Below are 24,075 nucleotides of genomic sequence, written 5' to 3'. Positions count from 1 at the left end.
GGATAATTATTCTTTATTGATTATAAGTTGTTTTTAAAAAAGGCTTGATGAAGCTAGTGATTGCGCTTTCAATATTAATACAACCAGCTTCTGTTATGCATAAAAATATACATTACGCTTGATTTTTCAGAATATTTAGAACAAAATGAAACTTACGAAACAAGTACGAAAGAGAGGGGTTGATTCGATGAAACGGACGAGTTTGTACGATTCACGATTCGAAAAAGACGCTTGCGGCATCGGCCTATACGTCAACCTTAACGGAGAGAAAAAACACGACATTGTCAGCCGTTCACTATCCATGCTCTGCAAACTCGAGCACCGAGGGGGCCAAGGCGTCATCGACGCGGGAGACGGCGCTGGCATCATGACCGAGATTCCGCACGAATTGTTTCTTCAGACGATGAATCTGCCGGCACCAGGCAACTATGCGGTCGGAATGGTATTCTTTCAGCCTGAAGAGACGGCGCTTCGTGACAAGCAACAGCTGATGGAGCGTCTCGCCGACGAGATCGACTTGGCGACAATCGCTTGGCGTGAAGTTCCTGTTGACGTTTCTGCCATCGGGGAGCACGCACGCGTCACGCAACCGACGATTTATCAGTGGTTCGTCGCTTGTCCATATTTGGATTATGACGCGAACGAGCGCTCACTCTATGAGTTGCGCCGTACGATTGAAAAAGTCGAAGAACTCAACCTGTACATGCCTAGTTTCTCGACGAAGACGATCGTTTATAAAGGAATGCTCACACCGGAACAGATTGAACGATTTTACATTGACTTGCAGTCGCCGTTTTATAAGAGCACGTTCGGCATCGTGCATTCACGCTTCTCGACGAACACGTTTCCATCATGGGAACGGGCCCATCCGAATCGAATGATCGTCCATAACGGTGAGATCAATACGCTGCGAGGAAACATCGACGCGATGCGAGCCCGTGAAGGCGTGATTGAGACTGACTTGTACGAGGATGTCGAGCGGCTGTTCCCGGTGCTTCAAGAAGAAGGAAGCGACTCGTCGATGCTTGACAACGCGTTCGAGTTCTTCACCCGGACAGGACGCTCGATCGCCCATACGGCGATGATGCTCATTCCAGAACCGTTCATCGAAGGAAAGATCGATAAACAAAAACGAGATTTCTATCAGTATCACTCGTCCATCATGGAACCGTGGGACGGGCCGACGGGTGTCGTCTTCACAGATGGACGCCAAATCGGAGCCATTCTAGACAGAAATGGACTGCGACCGATGCGCTATATCGAAACAACTGACGGTGAACTCATCTTGTCGTCAGAGAGCGGCGTCATCCCGGTCCAAGCCGAGAAAGTCATGAAAAAGGAACGGCTCCGCCCCGGTCAGCTTCTGCTCATCGATTTAGAGTCAAAGCGACTCATCCCAGATACGGAAGTCAAACAGACGATTTCACGTGCCGAACCGTACGGCAAATGGTTAAAGCAAATGAAGACGCTCGAGAACGGTCCCGTCGATGAACCGGTCATCTCAGAAATCCTTCAAAAGCAACGCGCGTTCGGATACACGAAAGAAGACATCGAACAATATATCGTCCCGCTCATCCGTGAGAAGAAAGATCCGATCGGTTCGATGGGGCATGACCAGCCTGTCGCCGTCCTTTCAGAGCGGCCGCGATCTTTGTTCCATTACTTTAAACAACATTTCGCCCAAGTGACGAACCCTCCGATCGATGCGCTCCGTGAAAAAATCGTCACGGCGACGTTCACGTGGATCGGACCGCAATCGAACCCGGTCCATACCGGGCGCGGTCACGCCAGCCGCGTATGGCTCGAACATCCAATCATCGATGCGGTAACGCTCCGCGGGATCGAGTCCAAGTTGCGCGTCGAACGCATCGATGCGACGTACGTCCAGAACTTAGAGGACTCGCTTGAGACGTTGTTCATGCGCGTCGAATCAGCCGTGAAAGAAGGTGCGGAAGTCATCGTCTTGTCCGATCGAGACATGAGCGCAGAACGAATCGCCATGCCGGCGCTCCTCGTCATGAGCGCCGTCCATCAACGGCTCATTCGTTCAGATTTGCGCGCATCATGCAGCCTCATCAGCGAGAGCGGTGAGTTGCGAGAAGTTCATCAAGCCGCGGCATTGATCGGCTATGGGGCCGACGCGGTATACCCTTATTTGGCATACGCCACGATTCGGGAAGCGATCGAGACGAATCAACTGTCCTACTCGCTCGATGAGGCGGTCAAACGCTATCAAGCGGCAACGGTCGACGGCATCGTCAAAGTCATGTCGAAGATGGGGATCTCGACCGTGCAAAGCTACCGTGGCGCGCAAATCTTTGAGGCGGTCGGTTTAGACCGCGGCCTCGTCGAGACACATTTCCGGGGGACGACGTCACAACTTTCTGGTATTGGCTTCACGGAACTTGAGGCCGAGAGCCGTGCCCAGCACGTTTCGGCTTACGACCGTGACCGACCGCTCGAGGCAGGTGCCGACTTCCAGTGGCGCGCCGATGGGGAAGAGCACGCGTTTAACCCGAAGACGATTCATCTGTTGCAACGGGCGTGCCGCGAGAATGAGCGCCGTTATTACGACGCTTACGTTCATCTACATGAATCTTCGGGCCAGTTTTTACGACAGCTGTTCAGCTTCAAAGAACGAGAATCGGTCGCGCTCGAGGAGGTCGAATCGGTCGCATCGATCGTCAGCCGTTTCAAGACGGGTGCGATGTCGTTCGGTTCGTTATCGAAAGAAGCCCATGAGACGCTCGCCATCGCTATGAACCAAATCGGTGGGAAGAGCAATTCGGGCGAAGGCGGCGAAGACCGCAACCGGTTCGTGCCAGACGAAGACGGTTCGGAACGCATCAGCCGCATTAAACAAGTGGCGAGCGGACGTTTCGGCGTAACGGCTGAATACTTGTATCACGCCGACGAGATTCAAATCAAGATGGCACAAGGGGCAAAACCGGGTGAAGGCGGTCAGCTCCCCGGCAACAAGGTTTACCCTTGGGTAGCCGAGGTCCGGGGCTCGGTACCGGGTGTCGGACTCATTTCCCCGCCGCCGCACCACGACATTTATTCAATCGAAGACTTGGCTCAGCTCATCTTCGACTTGAAGCATGTGAACCCGAAAGCGAAAATCAGCGTTAAGCTCGTCTCAAAATCAGGTGTCGGGACGATTGCGGCTGGTGTCGCCAAAGCGAACGCAGACACGATCGTCATCTCTGGTTACGACGGAGGGACCGGCGCGTCACCTCGGACATCGATCAAGCATACCGGGCTCCCATGGGAACTCGGTCTCCTCGAAACTCATCAGACGCTCGCCTTGAACGGTCTCCGTGGACGCGTCACGCTTGAGACGGACGGAAAGCTCATGACGGGCCGGGACATCGTCATGGCTGCGATTTTCGGAGCGGAAGAGTATGCGTTCGCGACGGCGCCGCTCGTCGTCCTCGGCTGCATCATGATGCGGGCCTGTCACCTCGATACGTGTCCAGTCGGTGTCGCGACTCAAGACCCGGCACTCCGGGAAAAATTCATGGGGAAACCAGAGCACGTCGTCAATTTGATGACGTTCCTCGCCGAAGAAGTGCGTGAGATTTTGGCGTCACTCGGTGCGAGGTCGCTCGAGGAAGTGATTGGACGGACCGACCTGTTAGAGGAGAGTGCCTGGAAACAGCAACACGTGAAAGCGAAAACGCTCGACTTGCATCCGATGCTCGGCATGCCGACACCTTTGCCGGCAAAAGAAGAGCTGCCACATCCAGCGTTCAAATCATATGACCATCGGAAACTCATGCCGGCCGTCTCCCGTTCGATCAAATCATTGCAGCCGACGTTCTTCGTCGGGCGGATTCGCAATACCGATCGGGCCGTCGGGACGATGCTCGGTTACGAATTGACGAAAGTGCACGGGAAAGTCGGGCTCGCCGAAGACACGATTTCGATTCGACTCAGCGGTTCTGCAGGTCAAAGTCTCGGGGCATTTTTGCCGAAAGGTATCACGTTGTCGGTGATCGGCGACGCGAACGATTACGTCGGAAAAGGATTGGGTGGAGGGAAAGTCTCCGTCATCGCCGAAAAACATGCCCCGTTCGATGAGTCACAACAAGTCATCGCCGGTAACGTCTGCCTGTACGGAGCGACAGACGGCATGGCATTTTTCAACGGCCACGTCGGGGAACGGTTCGCCGTGCGTAACTCAGGCGCTGTCGCCGTCACAGAAGGGGTCGGCGATCACGGGTGTGAATATATGACTGGAGGTACGGTCGTCGTGCTTGGCGAGATCGGCCGCAACTTTGGGGCCGGAATGTCAGGGGGAGTCGCCTACTTGTACGGGGACCAGGATTACAGCGAACTCGTCAACAACGAGCTCGTCGCTGTCGATGGGTTGGACGATGAGGATGCGGAACAAATCTACGCGCTCCTCGAGTTGCATCAGTTCCACACGGATAGTGTGAAAGCAAGGCTCATCCTAGATTCATTTGAAGAAGAACGCCATCGTTTCGTCAAAGTCGTGCCGCGTGATTACGCGAACGTGCTTGACGTCATGCGTCAGCTCGAGGCATCTCGGCCCGAGTTGAGTGAGGCCGACCGGGCACTCGAACTGTTCCGGGTTGTGACAGAAGGAGGGGGAGTATGAGACACAAATTTTTAAGCATTCCGCGTGAGACGCTCCCAGAGCGGACGGTACTCGAGCGGATCCACGATTATAAAGAGTATGCATCACGAATGGAAGACGGCCCGATCGTCAAGCAGGCCGAGCGTTGCATGGACTGTGGGACACCGTTTTGCCATGTCGGGGACATGATTGGACAAGAGACGATCGGCTGTCCGATCCATAACTTGATTCCGGAATGGAACAAACTCGTCAGTGAACAAGATTTCAGACGTGCTTACGAGCGGTTGATGGAAACGAATAACTTCCCGGAGTTTACCGGACGGGTCTGTCCGGCCCCTTGTGAAGGGTCGTGTACGCTCGGCATTAGCGAAGACCCGGTTGCAATCAAATCGATCGAGCGAACGATCATCGATCGTGCCTTCGAACAAGGGTGGGTCGAACCGAGGCATGTCCGCGTGCGCACCGGCTACCGCGTCGCCATTATCGGCAGCGGTCCGGCAGGCCTTGCCGCGGCCGACCAGTTGAATCAAGCCGGCCACACGGTTACCGTGTTTGAAAAGGCAGACGAGATAGGGGGTCTGCTATATTATGGGATTCCTAACATGAAACTCGACAAAGAAGTCGTCCGTCGGCGCGTGCGGCTGCTCGAGGCAGAAGGCATTCAGTTCAAGACCGGTGTGAACGTCGGGACCGACGTGACGGTCGAATCGCTCCGGGCCACCCACGACGCTGTCATCTTAGCGACTGGCGCCCAAAAGCAACGGACGCTCGGCATCGAAGGGGACGACGCGACGGGAGTCGAGGCGGCGATGGACTACTTGACCGCTTCGACACGAGAACTCGGCGGGATGGCCGTCGAGCCTCGCTTTGAAGCGGCCGGTAAAGACGTCATCGTGATCGGTGGAGGGGACACTGGTGCCGATTGTGTCGCGACAGCGATTCGTCAAGGTGCCAAATCGGTGACGCAATTCGGGAAACATCCGGAGAAAGGGTTGTTCCGGGCACCGGATCGACCGTGGCCGCTTCAACCGGACACGTTGTCGACGGACTACGCGTACGCGGAAGCAATCGAACATTTGGATAAGGACCCGCGCACGTATTTGATCCGTTCGAACCGAATCGTGAAACAAGGAGACCGCGTGGTCGGAGTCGAAACGGAACGGATGGAGAAAGTCGTGAAACCCGACGGTCAAGCCACGTTCTTCGTCGTCGAAGGTTCGAAAGAGACGTACGCGGCAGACCTCGTGCTCGTCGCCATCGGTTTTGAACGACCGGAACCCGAACTGAGAAAACTTGGGGTCGAGTCGAAACGAGACTATGTGACAAATATCGATGGAGTGTTTGTCGCCGGTGACGCACGACGAGGCCAAAGTTTGATTGTTTGGGCGATCCGTGAAGGACGCGAAGTCGCAGAAAAAGTCGACGCGTACTTCATCGCTTGTCAAAACGAGTTAAAAACTTCATCATAAAAAGGAGCGACGCCAAGCGTCGCTCCTTATCTTTTTGTCACAGGAGGAAAATGATGATTACTGAGATCCTCATGTATACAGGAATTTGGTTCATTCTCGTCCTCGTCTTGCTCGGGACGATCTACGCGCGTCGTGATCGAAAGTAATCACAAGACCATCGCGGCAATCAAACCGAATACGATGAGGGGGATGTTGTAGTGAAGGAACGTCGGCCACACCGTCTCCCGCAAGTGATCGTGCTGACCGTCGGCGTTCAATCCGCTCGTCGGACCGAGTGTCGAGTCACTTGCCGGGCTACCGGCGTCACCGAGTGCTCCGGCCGTACCGATGATTGCGATCGTCGCCTCGACTGAGAATCCATACTGGATGCAGAGTGGAACGAAAATGGCCGCGATGATTGGAATCGTCGAGAAACTCGATCCGATCCCGAGCGTGATGACGAGACCGACGAGCAGCATGACGAGCGCCGCGAGGAATTTCGAGTCGCCCATGAGGCCGCTCGCACCGTTCACAAGCGGTTCGATCGCTCCGGTTTCCCGAATGACGGCAGCAAACCCGCTCGCCGCGATCATAACGAAACCGATGAACGCCATCATGCGCATCCCGCTCGTGAAAATGTCGTCCGCTTCCGACCATGGGATGAGTCGAAGCACGGTCAATAAAATCAATCCGGTGACAGCCGAGGCGATCATCGAATCGGTCTGCAACTGAACGATGAGGACGACGATGACGACAGCAAGCGTCAAGCCGATCTTCAACGGGCTCAACTGACGAAGTTCGTAGTCTTTAGGGCCGAGGGCGATCGTCTCATACGTCCGCGGTTTCCGATAGTGGATGAACGCGGCGATGAGCCCGACGAGCATCCCGAGAGCAGGAATGGCCATGATGCTGACGATATTCACATCGCCGACGGCCATGCCGTTTGTCTCGACGTTCGGAAGTAAAATCTCGTTCAAGTAGATGCCGCCGAACCCGACCGGGAGGAGCATGTACGGGGTGACGAGACCGAACGTGAGGATCGTCGCCACGAGACGTCGATCAAGCTTTAACTCGTTGAACAAAACGAGGAGCGGCGGTACGACGATCGGGATGAAGGCGATGTGAATCGGCAATGCGTTTTGCGAGCTGATTGCGAGTAGGAGCAATAATGACAACAGCATCGCTTTGACGAATCGGACGTTTTTCCCGGTTACGTCACGACCTGACATGCTAATCAACTTTTCAGCGAGGACGTCCGGGAGTCCCGTTTTCGACAAACCGACAGCAAACGCGCCGAGGAGCGCGTAGCTGAGGGCGATCGAAGCACCTCCGCCGAGGCCGTCGCTGAATGCGGCGAGCGTGTCGTTAAACCCGAGTCCACCGACGAGTCCTCCGACGATGGCGGCGAGGATGAGCGACAAGACGATATGCACTCGACTGATGGCGAGAGCGAATAAGACAATAACGGCTAGTAAGACAGCGTTCATAATAATCCAACACCTTTCTTCAAAACTCTTTCTCTTGTTATCACTTTAATATGATAAAGACTTTTGAAATTTAACATACGTTTTTGAGCTTGTCAAATGAAAAAGGCGATAACAGATTTGTTATCGCCTTTTCGTCATAGTTCGACGTTATGGTATACCTGGCGCACGTCTTCTAAGTCTTCGAGGACGTCGAGCAATTTCTCGAACTGCTCTTTCGACTCATCGTCGAGCGCGACTTCATTTTGTGGCAACATCGTCAACTCGGCCACTTCGAACGATTCGATCCCGGCTGATTTGAATGCGGTCTGGACGGCATGGAACTCCTCCGGCTCCGCATAGACGATGACCGTCTCATCTTCTTCGAGGACGTCACGGACGTCGAGGTCGTGCTCCATCATGAGCTCGAGCACTTCGTCCGCACTCATCCCGGCGACACCGATGACGGCCGTCGCATCGAACATGTAAGCGACAGAGCCGCTCACACCCATGTTGCCGCCATTTTTACCGAATGCGGCACGAACTTCAGATGCGGTGCGGTTGACGTTGTTCGTGAGCGTGTCGACGATCAGCATCGATCCGCTCGGTCCGAACCCTTCATAACGTAACTCGTCAAAGTTTTCTTCGTCGCCGCCTTTCGCCTTGTCGATGGCCCGGTCGATGATCGCCTTTGGTACGTTATACGTCTTCGCCCGTTCGACGACGAATTTGAGCGCTTGGTTCAGTTCGGGATCCGGCTCCCCTTGACGGGCGACGATGTAGATCTCGCGTCCGAACTTCGCATAAACGCGACTCGTGTTGGCGTCTTTTGACGCCTTCTTTTCTTTGATGTTGTTCCATTTACGACCCATTCCATGTCATCTCTCTTTCCATAGTTCGGTAGATTCACTGTCGATTATATAAGAAGAAAGGAACGTTGACGAGCAAAAATCATCCTTCGCTCTTGTCCATCTTCTCGACGATCTCCGTCAGTGTCTTCAAGCTGTCAATCAATCGTTCGGTCTCATCCTCGTCTAAAAAGGCGAGGCGATCTTCGAACAGGCGGCGGAACGAATCGCGTCGTTCCCGGAGTACCTGTTCTCCTTTCTCGGTCAATTGATTCCAGATGACACGGCGGTCGCGTTCATCCGGCACACGTGTGATGTACCCTTCATCGACGAGTTTCGTGATGAGCGGCGTCACGTTCGGCGGAGCGATCGACAACGTCTCGCTAATGTGCCCGTTCGTCACTGCGCCTTCGTCCTCGATTAACATCAATAGATGAAAGTGGGAGAAGTTTAAGTTCGGGATTTGCGGGAGGTCAGATCGACGTAGCAATTTTCTACGAATCAATGGGATCAGTTTGACGAACTGATCGGCTGCATCTTGTCTAGGCATAAGTCTATTCACTTCCTAATTAGGTTCTATCTTACATTATACACGAGTGGAGGGGGCTTGGACGACCAATCCATGCGTTGTGAGGAAATACACACTCATTCCGTCATCAGTGTGCCATAAATGATGTAAGCGTTTACATTTCGATTAGGCAATATTTTCATGAAAACGCATTCGATTTTACGAAGGTACGGGTGAAAATGCAAGACCTATCCTCATTCTGCTGAAAAATATTGTGAAAGAGTTCACAATGTTGTCACGCACAAACTTTCGAAAACGGTGTATTCTATGAATGTGAAGGAAAGCACAAACTCTTTAAGCAACATGTGAATCCGTGCTCTCCATCAAGTCAAAAGTTCAAGCTCTCATTCATGAGGAGGAAACCAACATGGCAGTTAAAGAGAAAGCAGTAGTAGAAACATCAGCAGAACAGATGGTCGACACGCTCGTCACGCAAGCGCACAAAGCGCTCGACACGTTAATGACGTTCGACCAAGAAAAAATCGACAGCATCGTTCAAGCAATGGCGTTAGCCGGGCTCGAACAACACGTCGCACTCGCAAAGCATGCATATGAAGAAACAGGTCGCGGTGTATTTGAAGACAAAATGATCAAAAACATCTTCGCGACAGAATATATTTACAACTCACTCCGTGGCGAGAAGACGGTCGGCGTCATCGAAGACGACGAGCAAAACGGCATCACATACATCGCGGAGCCGGTCGGTGTCGTCGCCGGGGTCACACCGGTCACAAACCCGACGTCAACGACGATGTTCAAAGCGATCATCGCCATTAAAACACGTAACCCAATCATCTTTGGTTTCCACCCTTCGGCACAGCAATGTTCAAGTGAAGCGGCTCGCATCCTTCGTGACGCAGCCATCGAAGCCGGTGCGCCGGAACACTTGATCCAATGGGTCGAAAAACCGTCACTCGACGCAACGAAAGCGCTCATGAACCACCCAGGTGTTGCCATGGTACTCGCGACAGGTGGAGCGGCGATGGTCAAATCGGCGTACTCGACTGGGAAACCAGCCCTCGGCGTCGGTCCTGGTAACGTTCCAGCCTACATCGACAAGACAGCAAAAGTGAAACGTGCCATCTCGGACGTCATCTTGTCGAAAACATTCGATAACGGCATGATCTGTGCGTCAGAACAAGCGATCATCGTCGACCAAGAAGTATACGAAGAAGTGAAAGCGGAAATGACAGCCCTCGGTTGTTACTTCTGTTCACCAGAAGAAAAAGCGAAACTCGAGACACTCGTCATTAAAACGGACACGTGTGCGGTCAACCCTGAAATCGTCGGGAAACCGGCAGCATGGATCGCTGAGAAAGCTGGACTCACAGTCCCGGCCGACACGAAGATCTTGATCGCTGAACTCGAGACGGTCGGCGCGACAGAACTTCTCTCACACGAGAAGCTCAGCCCAGTGCTCGGTGCGTATAAAGTCCAATCGCGTGAAGAAGGATTTGCCATCGCTGAGAAAATGCTTGAAATCGGCGGTCTCGGTCATACGGCTGCCATCCACTCGACAGACGACGAAGCGATCCTCGCGTTCGGTCTTCGCATGAAAGCTTGCCGCATCATCGTCAACTCGCCAACGGCACACGGCGGTATCGGTGACCTCTATAATGAAATGACACCATCACTCACGCTCGGTTGTGGGTCGTACGGTAAAAACTCCGTCTCTGAGAACGTGACGGCGAAACATCTACTCAACGTGAAAAAGGTGGCGAGACGTCGCGTGAACATGCAATGGTTTAAAGTCCCTGAAAAGATTTACTTCGAGAAAAACTCGGTCCAATACCTTCAATCGCTCACATCGAAAAAACGGGCGATGATCGTCACGGATGAAATGATGGTCAAACTCGGATTTGCCGATAAAGTCATTAAAAACTTGCCAGCCGGAGTCGACTACCGCATCTTCGACCAAGTCGAACCAGATCCATCGGTTGAGACGGTCATGGCAGGTGCCGAAGCGATGCGCCAATTCCAACCGGACATGATCATCGCGCTTGGCGGTGGGTCTCCGATGGATGCCGCGAAAGGAATGTGGCTCTTCTACGAACGCCCAGAAGAGAAATTCTCAAACCTTCGCCAAAAATTCATGGATATCCGCAAACGGACGTACAAGTTCCCGACGCTAGGCAACAAATCGATGTTCGTCGCGATTCCGACGACGTCAGGTACGGGTTCTGAAGTGACACCGTTCACGGTCATCACAGATAAGAAGAAAAACGTGAAGTATCCGATTGCCGACTACGCGATCACACCGGACGTCGCCATCGTCGACCCTGAGTTCGTCATGACAGTACCGGCTTCCATCACGGCTGATACAGGAATGGACGTGTTGACGCACGCGATTGAAGCGTACGTATCGGTTATGGCAAACGACTATACGGACGGACTTGCCCTCCGTTCGATGAAGATGATCTTCGACTACCTCCCGAAAGCGTATGAGAATGGCAGTGACGCCGAAGCTCGTCAAAAAGTTCACAACGCATCGACGATGGCTGGTATGGCGTTCGCAAACGCGTTCCTCGGCATCAACCACTCGATCGCACACAAAATCGGTGGCGAGTTCCACGTCCCACACGGACGGACGAACGCGATCCTCATGCCGCACGTCATCCGCTATAACGCGACACGCCCATCGAAACTCGCGGCGTTCCCGAAATATGAGTCATTCATCGCTGACGAGCGTTACGCAGAAATCGCGCGTTACCTCGGACTTCCAGCGAGCACGACGGAAGAAGGTGTCGAGTCGCTCATCCAAGCGGTCATCGAGCTCGGCCAGCGCTTGAACATTAAGCTCTCGTTCAAAGCACAAGGCATCAAGAAAGCGGACCTCGACGCGAAAGTCGACAAGATGGCAGTCGACGCGTTCGAAGACCAATGTACGACGGCGAACCCGAAAATGCCGCTCGTCGAAGAATTGAAAGAGATCATGTACGCTGCTTACGAAGGCGTATAAAGAACGAAAGGCGACCACTCAAACGAGTGGCCGCCTTTTTTATGCAATCAGGGAGAGTCCCATGAACAGGAGAATAACGGATAAAGCGATGACGTTGATCCAAACGACGATTGCGATGGCAATCTCGGCCCACTTTTTTCCCCGTAAGCCGAAATAAATTAGGAACGCATAAAAAATGAGACCGCCGACCAATCGATACACGGAGGTCATGTCTGAACTCATATCGTATACATGTTGCACCGTATTGAGCAGAGCCAGGAGGAGGAAAGCGTATAGGTAGCGTTTTTTCTTTCGTTGTTGATTCGGATAAATCGGATTCATAGGGCACCAACTGTCTTTGAATTATTCTCAATTAATCGAGTGAGGAATCGCATGTAGAAAGTGACCTGCACAAATAGAGCCGTGAAGCGCAGGGAGCAGGGTGCGAACGGAAAAAAATATATTGAATTTCGTTAAAATTTAAATTCATTTATTTTCTGAATGTATCTATAATAATATATGCCAAGTTAACCATTCTTTACAAATTCTTGGACGAAATTATTTATATGTATTGGAGATACGCACTATGAACATCGTTTTTAGTTTTATTTACGCCCTTTACGTCACATTTTTATATGTGAACCCCTTTTCGCTCGATGCCCCGTATGAGACGGCCGAATATTTTGCCTCATACGACCGTCAAGTCGATAGTTGGGAGAACACGGAGCTGTTTGAGTCGCTCGGTGTCGATCTCGATTTGAACATGGAGCGCATTATTCATTATGCACCGCTCCAAACGTTTTATACGGACGTCACAATAGAAGATGAGCTGTTCGACGGGTACTCGTCGATGATGGTGGAAGAACCGATTCAAGGCGACGTCATCCACGTAGAGTGGAACGCACCGATTCCTGACGTGACAGATAAAATCGTCGTTTTGCCGATGACCGACGTGTCATTAGAGGCGCGGGACGATGCGTATCACCTTGACCATTATGGCGAGGTGCTCAATGATGAGGCGGCGAATCGCTACTTGACGAAATTGAAAGAGGCGGGAGCGGCTGGGTACCTCATCTCTCCTCATGAAGAAGCGTCGGACGAGTTCGGATTCGTCTATGTATCGGCCTGGCTTCGTTTTGACGGAACTGGCATTGGGATCGATGCGGCCGAAGCGCTCACGGACGGCCAACTTGTAACAATCGAACCGTATGAAACGGAGATGCCCTATACGGAATTCGTTCAGACGGGGACGACCGATGAGGAAGTGATTGTGATGGCACGCCTCGATAGCAGCGGATACGGTGACCACGCCTTGATCGGCCTCGGCGGTGCCTCGATTCTATATCAGGTCATTCAAGCGATGGATGACGTTGAGACGGATGCGACGATTCGCTACGTTTTTTTGAACGGGTACGGAGAAGGGTATGAGGCGAGCACACATTACCTTGGAATGTTAGAGGAGCGCGGCATGACGCCGAGAACCGTCATGTTGCTTGACTTGATCGGGACGGGAGATACGGACCGATTCGTCAAAACGCACGGCATGAAGTCTTACCCGTTCATGGACACTTCATCGTTTGAAGATGTCGAAGTGAGAAGTTTAGGGGTGTCGATTTTAGACGAATATCGGCAAGCCGGTATCGACGTCGTCTCGTTGAACGATTCCCTCACGGCGAACCAAGACGTCTTCACCGAGGACGATACGATTGATCGGCTCTCTGACGAAGCGATGCTCGAGCATGTGGATTGGTTGGTCGAGTGGTTGACGACGCAATGAATGAATCAAAGACTGCAGATGATACATGGTCGGCAACCTTTTCTATATGAGTTGTGCGTAATGGCACCCCGAGTTATTTTGGAAGTACTCGAACTGCTAGACGATACTACCTATGGGTGGAGGTGAATGATTCGTGTTATTTAGCTTAGCAATAAATGGGGCATGTTTTGATGAAGAGGTTTCTTGTATGGGGAGACAGTTGGAACGAATTTTGCAATCAATCAATCGAGTGCAATCAACTGAACTGACCTGGTATCTATTTGATGTTTACGGTGGAACTGACATGTCGCTGTTGGATCTTTTTCCATCGGACAGCGTCGGACTCATCAAGATCTCAAATACAGGTGAGTTGGCGGAGCGGGTCAAACAAGTTGTTCAGTTCGAGAGTGGGGTGTTCATTGCTTCCCTAGATGAACAGTTGGTAATCGATCGTAAACTTGAACCACATACTGAGGCCGAATTCGGGTTTCAATTGAATCGATCGATGATTGAAATCAGAGCATTCGACTTTCAATGTTTCGAAATACTCTTGCGAGATGAAGGGATGTATAATCAACTGAGCAGAGCTTTCGCTGTACATTAATTACATAATAATGGAAACGTGGTACGCTAATTCCTAGTGGTTAAGTTTCAAATCAAACTGACAAAAGGATGAGACTGATGAAGGATAACATTCAAATGTTCAAGCTGACGATGCTGACGATTATCGCAATCAGTGCCGGCTATATCGCTTGGCACATCGATGAGCTGATTAATGCATTACTTCAGATTTCCTCTGCACTACAAGCATTGACCTAATCCATTTATCTCCACTGAACTGATGAAAGGACATCCGGATATGCGGATGTCCTTTCATAATGGTTAAAGCCCGATGAATGACTTCTGAATGGACGGAACGTACTAGAAAAGTTCCATCGCGCGCAGTACAAGAAACAGATAATAAACAGTTGGGATAATTGTAATCAATAAACCAATCCATTTCGGTCGTTGCCTGAACTGCAAAAGGAAACCAACCGTCCATAGTACGAACCACAACATGAAGTACCATCGATAGTCTGGGGTATCCGTCTCTGCTATGCCTGGACCGCTCAACCAAAGTGAGCAAGCCAATACGAACAAACCTGATAGGACGTTCCAACCGTGCCTTACGATTTTCTCAAGCATCCTCTTATTCCTCTCATTCAAATCAAAGTATCAATCAGATGGACCCGATGTACGGCAAGCCAATACAGCTGATATGTTACTTTTCGACAAATGGAAGGATTATCCTTTTAGTGTAGGCGATTCATCAAAATATGTTGAGATGACTAGTGTGTTAGCCTATCAGTTTTACTCGATACGCGTCGCGATGTTCGGTATGATAAAAGAGGAGGCGATACAATGGAACGAAATGTGAATATGACAAGGCATTATGGAGAACTGGCTGGCACGTTATTATTTCATGAGACGCCGCGTAAGACGATCGTCATCTTGAGCGGGAGCGGTCCGAGCGACCGGAACGGGAACGTCGGGCCGGTCGAGTTCAACACGTATAAAAAATTAGCTGACGCCCTTTATGGCATGGGCGTCAACGTCTTTCGATATGACAAACAAGGCATCGGCGAGTCCGATGGCGACTTTAACAAAGTCGGGTTGCATGACCTGATTGAAGATGCGATCGAAGTCGTGAACAATGTGAAACGGATGCCTGAAGTGGCGAGCGTCATCGTCCTCGGCCATAGTGAAGGGGCCGTCATTGCGCCGGCGGTTCAGCTCGAGACGAAAGCGGACGGGTTGATCTTGTTGTCAGGCTTCAATGACTCCTCAAAACAGATGTTTCTGTATCAAGCAGATGCCCTTGCTCGCGAAATCGCTCGCGTGAAGGGGCTGAAAGGACTGTTTTATCGTCTCACCGGTGTGCCGAAAAAAGTACGGCAACGTCAGGACGATTTGCTCGAGCGGTCACTCCGGACGAACGTCGCCTCATTCAAATATCGGGGACAGATCGTCAACGCGAAGTGGATTCGTGAACACGCTTCTTACGACGTGAGGGAGCGGCTTGATCACGTCCGGGTCCCGTTGCTCGCCATGACCGGCGACCGTGACGTCCAAGTGCCGCCTGAGCACGTCCAGACGATTCAGACGAAAGGGGACGTTGAGCGATTCATCATTCACGACATGAATCATCTTCTCGTCGAACGCACGACCCCGCATACGTTGTTGTCGTTGCATAAGGAGTATCGCGAGGCCATCGAGGCACCGCTCCACCCGGAACTGTTACAACGTCTTGAACAGTGGGTCAATAAACAGTAATGAACAGTCAAAAACGGTCACATAGTGACCGTTTTTTATGTTATAATTGTGACGAATTCAAAAAAAGTGAACGATAATGAATGATTTTGATTGTTTTTTTAATGTAAACGCTTTATATTATAACTACGGAGGGAATATGATGTTAACGAAACAACGACATCAACTGATTTTGCAACGGTTGTCGGAACAACGAATCGTCAAGTTGAAAGAGTTGGTCGACTTGACCGAAGCGTCGGAATCGACCATCCGTCGTGATTTGACAGACCTTGAGGCTGAAGGATATTTAGAACGGGTTCATGGGGGAGCGACGCTCGTCGTTCATCCGGAAGAAGAGCCGACGTTCGAAGAGAAACGAGATCGATTCGTCGATGAGAAAGTCGCGATCGCACGGAAGGCCGCGACGTTCATCGAAGACGGCATGTCGGTATATCTCGATGCAGGGACGACGACACAAGCGATGGTCCCGTTCCTCACCGGGAAGCATGTCATCGTCGTGACGAACAGCTTGCCGATCGCGAACGACTTGTTCGATCTCGACATTAAGACGTTTGTCATCGGCGGTGAATTGAAACGTTCGACGCAAGCACTCGTCGGCTACAACGCCCGTGAGAGTATGATGAACTATCGGGTCGACCTCGCATTCCTCGGTATAAACGGCGTCGATCTCGAGGCCGGTTATACGACACCAGACCCAGAAGAAGCCCTCGTCAAAAAGACTGCGATTGAACTGGCACGCGGCGCCTTCATTTTAGCGGACGACTCGAAATTCGGGAAACGATCGTTCAGCCGAGTGGCGCCGCTCGAGGCGGCAACGCTCATCACGATGTCCGATGCGCCTTACGTCCGTTCAGTCGAATCAATTACAAAGGTGGTGAACGCCCAATGATTTATACGTTAACGCTCAACCCTTCGATCGATTATTACGTCACGTTACCAGAAGTCGTGTTAGGTGAAGTGAACCGGATCCAAGAAACATCACAACGGGCCGGCGGAAAAGGAATCAACGTCGCGTTCGTCTTACGTGAATATGACGTCGAGACGGTCGCGCTCGGATTCATCGGTGGAACGACCGGTGAATTCATTAAAAAGGCGCTCAAAGATAAAGGCGTCCGAACAGATTTTGTCGAGGTCGATGGAGAAACACGCATCAACGTCAAAATCCGAGCAAAAGAAGAAACGGAATTAAACGCCAGCGGCCCGGTTATCCGGGATGCTGAACTTGAACAGTTGACTGAACAGTTCGAGCAGATTCAAGAAGGCGACATCGTCGTCCTGGCGGGTAGCATCCCTGGCAATTTACCAAGTTCATTGTACCGGGTGCTCGCTGAGAAGATCCGGGCGAACGGAGCCGAATTCGTCGTCGATACGACGAAAGAAGCGATGCTCGAAGTATTATCACTTGAACCGCTCATGATCAAACCGAACCACCACGAACTCGGTGAGCTGTTCGATACAGACGTGAAGACGTTTGAACAGGCGTTGCCGTACGCCGAACAACTTGTCGAGCGTGGCGCGAAGAACGTCATCGTCTCGTTCGCAGGAGACGGCGCGATGCTCGTCAATGCGAACGGTGCTTATACGGCGAACACACCGAACGGCAAGCTCGTCAACTCGGTCGGGGCTGGAGACTCACTCGTCGCCGGCTTCGTCGCCAACATTCTAGACCACGACGCGTCGGAGGCGTTCCGCTATGCGGTCACGACCGGCAGCGCGTCTGCTTATACGTTCGGCCTCTGTACGAAACAAGACGTGGACCGCTTGGTCAGCGAAGTCGACGTCACCCCACTATCTCGATTGGAGGAAACAACATGAACATCACGGATCTGCTCAAAAAAGACACGATTCAGTTGAATCTAAGCAGCCGTTCGAAAGCGGACGTCATCGAAGAACTCGTCGACGTGCTCGACCGGGCCGGCAAACTGTCTGACCGAAACGGTTATCGCGACGCCATTCTCGCGCGTGAAGCACAAAGTACGACCGGTCTAGGAGAAGGAATCGCCATCCCGCACGCGAAGACGAAAGCGGTCAAAGAACCGGCTATCGCCTTCGGACGCTCGGAAGGTATCGACTACGAGGCACTTGACGGGCAAGACAGCCGCTTGTTCTTCATGATTGCAGCAGGAGAGCATGCGAACAACGAACACTTGGAAACGTTATCGAAATTATCTGTCTTCCTTATGGACCCGAACTTCCAAGAACGTCTCTACGCAGCCACTTCGGCTGATGATGTCATTCGCGCGATCGAAGAGAAAGAAGCGGCGGAAGCGGCTCCGGTCGAAGCGAAACCAGTGAAACAAGACGCGCCGTACATCCTCGCTGTCACAGCTTGCCCGACCGGCATCGCCCATACGTACATGGCCGCCGATAGCTTGAAGCAAAAAGCGGAAGCGATGGGAGTCGACATAAAAGTCGAGACGAACGGGTCGACTGGCGTGAAGAATGAATTGACGTCAGCGGACATCGCACGTGCGACAGCCATCATCGTCGCTGCCGACAAGGCGGTCGAGATGGATCGTTTTGCTGGCAAACACGTCATCGAAGTCCCGGTCGCTCAAGGCATCCGGAAGCCGGAAGAGTTGATCAACCGCGCCGTGAAGCAAGACGCACCGGTCTATCAAGCGTCCGGTAAATCGGGTGGTGAGAAAAAAGAACAGCGGACAGGTGTTTACAAGCACTTGATGAGCGGTGTGTCGGCGATGCTTCCACTCGTCGTGGCAGGTGGTCTCTTGATTGCACTCAGCTTCTTCTGGGGCATCAACTCGGCCAATCCAGATGATCCGTCATACAATGAGTTCGCCGCTCAGCTCATGACGATCGGAGGCGCCGCGTTCGGGTTCCTCGTTCCAGTCCTTGCCGGTTTCATCGCGATGTCCATCGCCGACCGTCCGGGTCTCGCACCAGGTCTCGTCGCTGGTTTCCTCGCAAGTGAAGGCGGGGCAGGGTTCCTCGGTGGTCTCATCGCCGGTTTCCTCGCCGGTTACGTCGTCGTGTTCTTAAAGCGCGCGCTCGCGAACTTGCCTGCGTCACTTGAAGGCATCAAGCCGGTGCTCTTGTTCCCGCTCCTCGGTTCATTCATCTCAGGGATGATCATGTTGCTCGTCGTCAACGAACCGATTGCTGCGTTCATGACGTGGCTCATGGAAGTGCTCAACGGCATGAGCGGAGCGAACGCTGTCTTACTCGGCGTTATCGTCGGTGGGATGATGGCCGTCGATATGGGTGGTCCGATCAACAAGACTGCCTACGTCTTTGGTACTGCGGCGCTCACAGCCGGCAACCAAGAAGTCATGGCGGCCGTCATGGCCGGTGGGATGGTACCACCGCTTCTCGTTGCGCTCGCATCGACTGTGTTTGCACGTCAGAAGTTCTCGAAACAAGAACGTGAAGCAGGAAAGACAGCGTACGTCATGGGTGCCTCGTTCATCACGGAAGCAGCCATCCCGTTCGCAGCGGCTGACCCGATTCGCGTCTTGCCGTCAGCCATTCTCGGCTCGGCTATCGCCGGTGGATTGTCAGCGTTCTTCGCTATCCAATTACCTGCACCGCACGGCGGAATCTTCGTCTTCCCACTTCTTGAAGGAGCTGGAAACGTCGTCATGAGTATGGGCCTTTACGCCCTTGCGATTCTCGCCGGTGCTTTGATTGGAGCACTGCTCCTCTCATTCTTGAAAAAACCGCTTACAACTGCGACAGCAACACCAAAACAAGACGTTGCATAATCTGAACGACCGTGGCATGCCACGGTCGTTTTTTGTCGCTAAATTGTCTTTGGATTTGACTCACTAATGGATTGCAGGATGGCGATTTGTGGTAAAATACTTATAAAACTTGCGCTAGGAGGGGGTCAAGATGGTTATACGGGTAGCCGAGCCGAAAGATGCGTACGGGATTGCACGCGTCCGGGTGAATGGCTGGCGGACGACGTATCGAGGAATCGTCCCGACTGATTTCCTGTTGAAGCTGTCATCGAATGCGATCGAATGGGCCGAAAAGGTTCGGGACGCCCTCTCGAAACGGGAAGTGGACGGATTCGTCGCCGTCGTTGAAGAAGAGATTGTCGGGTTCATCTTGTACGGGGCGGAACGGACCGGGGGTTATCCTGATCATCCGAACGAAGTGTATGCGATTTATGTGCTCGAGGAGCATCAACGGAACGGACTCGGGTCGAGACTTCTCGAGAAGGCGGTTGGGGCGATGTGTAGCTCAGGGATGATCATTTGGGCGCTCGAGTTGAACCCATACCGCTCATTTTACGAACGAAAACAAGGCGAAGTGATTGACGAGAAAGAGCGGACCATCGGGGAGCTCGCTCTTCGCGAAGTCGCCTACGGGTGGACAAAGGCGAACCATGACGCCATCATCGGAGCTTGAATGGACGTGACATCGTTGTCGCGTCCTTTTTGACGACTTCCAAATCAGAAGGAGAAGATGACTGCATGTACGTATATAACGTGACTAAATACGATCCTGAAACGAGAGGGAAAGTTGACGAATGGATCGATATGTCATGCATCGGTGATACGTATGATGGGAGTGTCTTCACGCTTGAAGAATATCTTCGCGTTGAAGCCAATTACGTTGAAGCGATTGAGCGGATTATGGACTATTTAGGCGTGAAGACATTAACCGTCTCATATCTTGAACGACGTTACCATAACTATGCGTACCGTCCCTCTTCAAGACGTGCGTTTGATGCGCTCTATCCGATCCGGATGAGAGATATGCGCAAAAAAATGAAGACAGGCAAGGTACTGACGCAGCGTCATATCCCGAACATGCTACGGCTCATGTTAAGGAATGGGCTATACGCTCAGTTAGAGCTTAAGACGGATGAATCGGACGAAGAATATGGATTCAAAGTCTTCATCGGATATGACTATATGATGGGTGTTCATTCGGTTGTCGATCTCTCGTCACTTCGAGATGAGCTGTTGCAGTTGGAAATGTATCTCGAGGACTGACATTAGGTTGGCACTTCGTCACATAGAAGTAGGAAAGTACGAACGAGGAGGATAGCGTAGCGGCACGGTAGAGAGACACTTTGGATCAGCCAGGTCGTCATTGACGAAATGTGTAACGGGACGACTTTTCAGGAGATGAAGGACAGTCTTTTTTTGTAACGAGAAATCATAAGCATAACTGGAATGAAAAGGTTTTCAATTATGAACATTCTAAATAGCGGGCAGAATTTTAATGCGGGTTATGAAAAAATCCGGATTTCGACCGATATTGTCAGTAACGTGACGAGTATATCGCTCGAGATAGGAGTTGTTGTATGAACCGGAAGTCAACCCGTACGATCAGTATCAAACAAAAATTGATCATTATGTCCGCACTCGTTTTACTCATCCCTTCTTTATTGATTGGGATCGTCGCCTATGGTCAGGCGAAGCAAAAGATTAAAGATCAAATCTTGCAATCTGCCCACGCGGGAGTGGAGCGGATGGACGCTGAGATCAATAATCTAATCGGTCCAATTAAAGGCGATGTCGATTTTTTCGCTGAGCGCATCGATGCCACTCTCTATGAATCGGGAAGTGACAACGCAGCGTTAGAGGAAAAGTTGGTCGAGTATTTGGCGACGCATCCGAACGTGACAAACATTTATTATGCCTCGACAGAAGGGGCGATGACGATTTACCCGGAGCAGACGTTACCAGACGACTACGACCCGCGGACTCGGCCATGGTTCGAGGCGGCAGAGGCGGCCGGCGGACAAGTCGTGATCACCGATCCTTACGTGGATGCCGCTTCTCAAAAGATGATGGTTACCTTATCGCAAACGAGTAACGACGGGCGTGGGGTCATCGCGGTCGACGTCGATGTCGATGATATCGCCAGTGTCGCAGCGGGCATTCCAATCGGGAAAGAAGGCTACGTCACCATCCTCGACCGCAATGGACGTTTCATCACCCATCCGACACTTGTTGCCGGGGAAGAAGCGACAGGTGATTGGGTGGAACCGCTCTATGGGTCGGATGAAAGTAGTTTCGCCTATACGTTCGAAGGTGAGGCCAAACAAATGGACTTCACGACAAACGAAGTGACCGGATGGAAAGTCGCTGGCACCCTTTACGAAAGTGAAATTCGAGAAGAAACGGTCGGGATTTTATGGACGACGATCGGCGTCATTGCCGGAATGATCGTCGCTTCGACGATTTTGTTATACTTCGTGATCCGTTCAATTATCCGGCCGCTTAACCGCTTGACGATCGGCGCGGAACGGATTCAAGCTGGTGATTTGACTGAAGAGATTGCCGTCGAATCGAATGACGAAATTGGACGCGTCGCGACAAGTTTCAATGAGATGACGCGTTCGCTCCGTACAATCATCCAAAACCTCGATCAATCAATCGGACAAGTCGCTGCCTCATCACAAGAGTTGATGGCGAACTCGGCTCAAAATACAGCTTCCTCTGAACAGATTGCCGGGGCGGTCCAACAGATGGCGGCTGGAGCGGACGACTCAAAACGTCAACTTGACGATAATGCCGTTTCTTTGCAGGCCATCACCGCAGGAATCATGCGTATCGCCGAAAGTTCGACGGACGTCTCGGAGTTGTCTCGACAGACCGCCATCGAAGCGGAAGACGGGACGTCGGCCGTCACTGAGAATGTGGAGCAAATGCGAGCGATCGATACGTCTGTCGAATCGTTCCGTGAAGTCATCACGTCGCTCTCACAGCGCTCAAACGAGATCGGGAACATCGTCGACGTCATCAACGGGATTGCGACGCAAACGAACCTCCTCGCTTTGAACGCCGCAATCGAAGCGGCACGGGCAGGGGAGAACGGGAAAGGGTTCGCGGTCGTCGCGAGCGAAGTTCGAAAGCTGGCGGAACAGTCGCAACAGTCGACGAAACAGATCTCTGACTTGATCGATAACATCAAACAAGAGACGCAACACTCGGTGGACTTAATGAGAGAAGTCTCGCTGCATACGAAAGCAGGGCTAGAGACGACAGAGAACACGGCGGCCCGGTTCCATAAAATCATGGTCCGCACGCAAGAGATGACTCCGCGCATCGAGGATGTGACGGCGACCGTCGAAGAGATTGCGGCGAACGTCGAGGAGGTATCGGCTGCCGCGACCCAAATCGCGCACATCGCCGACGAGAACTCGCTCGCTTCAAAACAAGTGGCGGCGACGACTGAACATCAGCTTGGCTCGATGGAGGAAGTATCCCAAGCGGCAAAAGCGCTCGCCGACATGGCAGAAGAGCTTCAAGAACTCGTCTCACGCTTCAACGTATAAGGCAAAAGCGTCACCCCCTCAGCCATGGAGGAGGTGACGCTTTTTATCAAAATTAGGCGAGAATACGCCCACTTCTAAACGTGGCGGGCGAAGCCCTTGTGAAAGTGGGCGATGAATCACTGACCTCTCCTTTGGGTATAAATACCTAAAAAAGGTGAATACCATGTTGAAGCATAAAGCGTATAAATTCCGGATCTATCCGACAACGGAGCAGGAGATCCTGATCGCCAAGACGATCGGAAAAGGACTGTCCTACAGCTCTTGTTCAAAAGAAATCTCTGTACTCAAGCAAGAGCTTGACTGGTTGAAGGAAGTCGATAGCACGTCTGTGCAAAACAGCGTCAAACATCTGGCCGAGGCATATGACCGCTTCTTCAACCGCCGGGACGACGGGGGTAGCCTGGCCAGGTTCCGGTCGTTAGACCGGATGACCCAGGAATCCTCCACCTCTTAGCGAAGCGTAGGTGGAGGTAGTTCAAAGTTTGCTTGATACTTGATTCCGTCCAAGATTTTTTGCCACATACAGGGCCTCATCCGCGTCTTTCAGCACTTGTTCGACCGACTTCCTTCCGTCGAATGAACTGACACCAAACGAGCACGTCACGTGCGGCACCGGGCCAAACGGCTCGGCGTTCACTTTTTGACGAAGCTTATCTGCAAGACGGATGCCTTCTGACAACGTCGAGTGCGGGGCAACGATTAAAAATTCTTCCCCTCCCCAGCGACCGATCGCGTCAGTCTTTCGAATGTTGCGTCGGAGAAGCTGGGCGATGGCCCGAAGGACGAGATCGCCCGTCGGATGACCGAACGTGTCGTTGACGAGTTTGAAGTAATCGATATCGAGCATAATGACGCCTCCGGTAATGTGCCCGTCGTCTCGGGC

Annotated in this window: 19 protein-coding genes; 14 read left to right on the top strand and 5 right to left on the bottom strand. The window is 52.1% G+C overall.

Annotated elements, in window-relative coordinates:
- Positions 1-187 precede the first annotated feature (187 nt).
- Together gltB and JJU47_RS12735 are read left to right on the top strand one after the other, a co-directional pair.
- Positions 188-4,624 carry a glutamate synthase large subunit gene (gene gltB, locus JJU47_RS12740; RefSeq protein WP_228620101.1) on the top strand — a complete coding sequence of 1,479 codons (4,437 nt, stop codon included), beginning with the start codon at positions 188-190 and terminating at the stop codon, positions 4,622-4,624.
- On the top strand, positions 4,621-6,072 hold the full coding sequence (locus JJU47_RS12735) for a glutamate synthase subunit beta (RefSeq protein WP_228620098.1): 1,452 nt from the start codon (positions 4,621-4,623) through the stop codon (positions 6,070-6,072). Before gltB ends, JJU47_RS12735 begins: the two co-directional genes overlap by 4 nt.
- Before the next feature lie 146 nt (positions 6,073-6,218).
- Here JJU47_RS12735 and JJU47_RS12730 read toward each other — a convergent pair whose 3' ends face one another.
- The 3 genes from JJU47_RS12730 to JJU47_RS12720 form a co-directional block, all read right to left on the bottom strand.
- Complete coding sequence (locus tag JJU47_RS12730; RefSeq protein ID WP_228620096.1) at positions 6,219-7,538, bottom strand: Na+/H+ antiporter family protein; 1,320 nt, start codon at positions 7,536-7,538, stop codon at positions 6,219-6,221.
- Between the two features lie 134 nt (positions 7,539-7,672).
- Positions 7,673-8,386: a YebC/PmpR family DNA-binding transcriptional regulator gene (locus tag JJU47_RS12725; protein WP_228620094.1), complete on the bottom strand. Its 714-nt coding sequence runs from the start codon at positions 8,384-8,386 to the stop codon at positions 7,673-7,675.
- A gap of 79 nt (positions 8,387-8,465) precedes the next feature.
- On the bottom strand, positions 8,466-8,912 hold the full coding sequence (locus JJU47_RS12720; RefSeq protein WP_228620091.1) for a MarR family winged helix-turn-helix transcriptional regulator: 447 nt from the start codon (positions 8,910-8,912) through the stop codon (positions 8,466-8,468).
- Between the two features lie 385 nt (positions 8,913-9,297).
- On the opposite strand from JJU47_RS12720, the gene adhE reads away from it, so the two are divergent.
- A complete protein-coding gene (gene adhE / locus JJU47_RS12715) occupies positions 9,298-11,889 on the top strand; it encodes a bifunctional acetaldehyde-CoA/alcohol dehydrogenase (RefSeq protein ID WP_228620090.1) in 2,592 nt (863 codons plus the stop codon).
- Between the two features lie 39 nt (positions 11,890-11,928).
- On the opposite strand, the gene JJU47_RS12710 is transcribed toward adhE, so the two are convergent.
- On the bottom strand, positions 11,929-12,210 hold the full coding sequence (locus JJU47_RS12710; RefSeq protein ID WP_228620086.1) for a hypothetical protein: 282 nt from the start codon (positions 12,208-12,210) through the stop codon (positions 11,929-11,931).
- A 244-nt stretch (positions 12,211-12,454) separates the two neighbouring features.
- On the opposite strand from JJU47_RS12710, the gene JJU47_RS12705 reads away from it, so the two are divergent.
- From JJU47_RS12705 to JJU47_RS12655, 11 genes are all read left to right on the top strand, one after another.
- A complete protein-coding gene (locus tag JJU47_RS12705) occupies positions 12,455-13,645 on the top strand; it encodes a zinc-binding metallopeptidase family protein (RefSeq protein WP_228620084.1) in 1,191 nt (396 codons plus the stop codon).
- A 187-nt stretch (positions 13,646-13,832) separates the two neighbouring features.
- Positions 13,833-14,228 carry a hypothetical protein gene (locus tag JJU47_RS12700; RefSeq protein WP_228620081.1) on the top strand — a complete coding sequence of 132 codons (396 nt, stop codon included), beginning with the start codon at positions 13,833-13,835 and terminating at the stop codon, positions 14,226-14,228.
- Between the two features lie 77 nt (positions 14,229-14,305).
- A complete protein-coding gene (locus JJU47_RS12695; protein WP_228620078.1) occupies positions 14,306-14,443 on the top strand; it encodes a hypothetical protein in 138 nt (45 codons plus the stop codon).
- Positions 14,444-15,025: 582 nt separating this feature from the next.
- On the top strand, positions 15,026-15,937 hold the full coding sequence (locus JJU47_RS12690; protein WP_228620076.1) for an alpha/beta hydrolase: 912 nt from the start codon (positions 15,026-15,028) through the stop codon (positions 15,935-15,937).
- Positions 15,938-16,076: 139 nt separating this feature from the next.
- The gene (locus JJU47_RS12685; protein WP_228620074.1) at positions 16,077-16,823 is read left to right on the top strand and encodes a DeoR/GlpR family DNA-binding transcription regulator; all 747 of its coding nucleotides are present in this window, start codon (positions 16,077-16,079) and stop codon (positions 16,821-16,823) included.
- A complete protein-coding gene (gene pfkB, locus JJU47_RS12680) occupies positions 16,820-17,749 on the top strand; it encodes a 1-phosphofructokinase (protein WP_228620071.1) in 930 nt (309 codons plus the stop codon). The genes JJU47_RS12685 and pfkB overlap by 4 nt, the downstream gene beginning before the upstream one ends.
- Positions 17,746-19,656, top strand: a complete 1,911-nt coding sequence (locus tag JJU47_RS12675) for a PTS fructose transporter subunit IIABC (protein ID WP_228620069.1) — start codon at positions 17,746-17,748, stop codon at positions 19,654-19,656. The genes pfkB and JJU47_RS12675 overlap by 4 nt, the downstream gene beginning before the upstream one ends.
- A gap of 130 nt (positions 19,657-19,786) precedes the next feature.
- A complete protein-coding gene (locus JJU47_RS12670; protein ID WP_228620067.1) occupies positions 19,787-20,308 on the top strand; it encodes a GNAT family N-acetyltransferase in 522 nt (173 codons plus the stop codon).
- Between the two features lie 65 nt (positions 20,309-20,373).
- On the top strand, positions 20,374-20,898 hold the full coding sequence (locus JJU47_RS12665; protein ID WP_228620064.1) for a hypothetical protein: 525 nt from the start codon (positions 20,374-20,376) through the stop codon (positions 20,896-20,898).
- A gap of 314 nt (positions 20,899-21,212) precedes the next feature.
- Positions 21,213-23,192, top strand: a complete 1,980-nt coding sequence (locus JJU47_RS12660; protein WP_228620061.1) for a methyl-accepting chemotaxis protein — start codon at positions 21,213-21,215, stop codon at positions 23,190-23,192.
- 163 nt (positions 23,193-23,355) lie between these two features.
- Positions 23,356-23,646 (top strand): helix-turn-helix domain-containing protein, encoded by a 291-nt coding sequence (locus tag JJU47_RS12655; protein WP_409632146.1) that lies wholly within the window; start codon positions 23,356-23,358, stop codon positions 23,644-23,646.
- A gap of 21 nt (positions 23,647-23,667) precedes the next feature.
- Here the strand turns inward: JJU47_RS12655 and JJU47_RS12650 are convergent.
- The coding region (locus JJU47_RS12650) for a GGDEF domain-containing protein (protein WP_228620059.1) at positions 23,668-24,075 on the bottom strand (408 nt) is incomplete at its 5' end.

Origin of the sequence: Exiguobacterium sp., assembly GCF_020832205.1 — a bacterium.
Lineage (GTDB): Bacteria > Bacillota > Bacilli > Exiguobacteriales > Exiguobacteriaceae > Exiguobacterium.
This window is presented reverse-complemented; position numbering and strand designations above follow the sequence as displayed.